This window comes from Inquilinus limosus MP06 (genome assembly GCF_000767795.1).
Taxonomy (GTDB): domain Bacteria; phylum Pseudomonadota; class Alphaproteobacteria; order DSM-16000; family Inquilinaceae; genus Inquilinus; species Inquilinus limosus_E.
Genome location: NZ_JANX01000764.1, coordinates 1 through 2,402, shown reverse-complemented (window position 1 = coordinate 2,402; position 2,402 = coordinate 1). Strand labels below are relative to the sequence as shown.

Annotated in this window: 2 protein-coding genes; both read right to left on the bottom strand. The window is 72.1% G+C overall.

Going from position 1 to position 2,402, the window contains the following annotated elements; translation table 11 throughout:
- Positions 1-492 (bottom strand): ATP-binding cassette domain-containing protein (locus tag P409_RS32055; protein ID WP_152613659.1); only part of this gene is annotated, 492 nt, incomplete at its 3' end.
- A partial coding sequence (locus tag P409_RS39550) for a vWA domain-containing protein (RefSeq protein ID WP_034848150.1) occupies positions 489-2,402 on the bottom strand: 1,914 nt, incomplete at its 5' end. The genes P409_RS39550 and P409_RS32055, both read right to left, overlap by 4 nt.

Below are 2,402 nucleotides of genomic sequence, written 5' to 3'. Positions count from 1 at the left end.
GATGGCGACGCGCTGCCGCTCCCCCACCGACAGCCGGCCGGGCAGCAGCCCGGCCAGCCGGCCGAGGCCGAGCCGCTCCACCAGCCCGGACAGGTGCCCGCGGTCGACCCGCCCGGCGATGCGGGCGGTCAGCGCGATGTTCTCCGCCACCGACAGATAGGGCAGCAGGCCGCCGGTCTGCAGCACATAGCCGATGTGGCGGGCCCGCAACTCGGCCAGCGTGTCCAACTGCCGGCCGCGCCACAGCGCCGCCAGGTCGGCGGGCTCCCGGCCGCCATCGTCCAGGGTGAAGGCCGCCGCCCGGCTCGGGGCCAGGGTGCCGGCGAGGAGGTCGAGCAGGGTTGACTTGCCCGACCCGGACGGGCCGATCAGGAACACGACGCCGCCGCGCGCGACCGTCAGCTCCGGTACATGCAGCTCGAACACCGCCGGGCCGGAGACGCGGCGCACCATGACGTCGCGCAGCGCATAGACCGGCGCGGCCGCGGTCACGGCAGGGCGTCCAGCGGGATCGGGTAGACGGCGTCGCCGCCGGTGCGATTGCCGTCGAGCGAGATCCACAGGTCGGCGTTGTCGTAGATCTGCTGGTACAGGGTGACCTTGGCGTCCAGGTCGTCCAGGAACTGCCGCTGCTGCCCGAAGCTCCAGGACAGCCAGTCATCCTCGGTCAGCTCCATGATCCGGCTGCGATACGGCAGGCCGTCGAGATACTCGCCGATCAGCCCCAGGTCGGTCAGACGCCGGCCCTCGGCCAGGGCGACGCTTTCCGGCCGGCGCGCCATGGTCGCGGCGGCGCTGCGCAGCTGGCCGAAGAAATCGGCCGGGGCGATGCGGGTGACCTCGCCGGCGTCGATGATCGTCTTCAGCGTCGACTGCAGGTCCGACAGCTGGTTCTTAGTGATCAGAACCCGGACGTCCAGGGTCTTGCGCGACGGGTCGGCCAGGTCGCGGTCGGTGACCCAGGCGGAGAACAGCCGCGGCGGCGCGCCGCCCTCCATCCGGCCCAGATAGGCCAGCTGCATGGCGCGGCCGACCAGCCCGGCCCGGGCGAAGGCCTCGCTGTCCGCCCCGGCGTCGCCATTGTCCTTGGGGCCGCTCTGCGCCGGCTGCTCGGCCGCGGCGACCTGGCCCTTGGCGGCATCCTCCATCTGCGCCGCGATGATGCCCGAGACCCGGTCGATCACGGCGCCGAAGGCGCGGACGTCGCCGTCCCGGATCGGGAAGTACAGGCTGCCGACATTGGGGTAGTCGCTGAGCGCGCGATACGCCTCCTCGGCCGAGGCGTGGTCGTCCTTGCCGGCGGCGGTCTTGAGATGGATGGTGATCAGCGCCGCGCCCTTGGACTGCGCCAGGATCCGCAGCTGGTCCGGATCCAGATGGGTCGAGGAGTAGCGATCGGCGGCGCGGCGCGGTCCGGCATCGGTGACCAGCACGACGAAGCGGCCGGACACGCCGCTCCAGTCGATCTGGTCCAGCGCCGCCTTGACCCCGGCGAAGGAATCCTCGCGGAAGTCCAGGTTGTCGCGCCGCGACGCCTCGGCCGCGTCCAGCCGGCGTAGGAACTGCGTCTTGTCGACATGGTCGGGCAGGTCGGCGAACACCCGGCTGGTGTATTCGTCCGGCGTGCCGTCCTTCAGCACGTCGCGGAAGCCGACCAGGCCGAAGCGCAGCGCGTCGCCGCGCCTGGCCCACAGCTTGTCCACCAACGCCCGGATCGTGTCCCGCGTGCGCTCGACATACGGATCCATCGAGATCGTGGTGTCGACCACGAAGACGACGCCGGCGGTATAGCCGGCCATCACCGCCTGGTCCGGCGGCTTGGGAGCGGTCGGGGCGGCCGGGGCCGGTCCCGGCTGCTCCTGCAGCGAGGTCGCCGCCACCTGCAGCGCCAGGCCGTTGAAGCCGCTGGCGAAATAGCCGTTGGTCCAGTTCAGGATCGGCAGCAGGTAGAAGGTCTTGGCCGGGTCGATCCAGCGCGGCGGCTCGATCGAGGTGACATGGCTGTCGGCCGGCGGACTGCCGCCCTCAGCCGCCTGGCGCAGCGCCGCCGCCTTGGTGGCAGCGGCCGGATCCTCCATCAGCGACAGCAGGGGAGCGGAGTCGTCGAAGAACAGCGCCCGGTCGCGGTTGACCGGGTTGGTGAAGGCGACGACCAGCGTCTGCTTCCAGTCGATCGCCTGGGCCGCGGGGATCCAGCCCAGCGTCCGGCCGTCGGCGGTCGTGCCGACCTCCAGCGCCACGCCGTTGCGGCTGGGCACGCGGGCGTAGACGAACATGACCGACAGGGGCGGCAGCTCCGCCCCCGACGGGTCATCGCCCGGCGCCTTCGCCAGCCGCGCGCCCGGCCGGGTCAGGATCCGTTGCTGCAGGCTGGTGGTGCCCTCCATCAGCAGCGGCTGCCG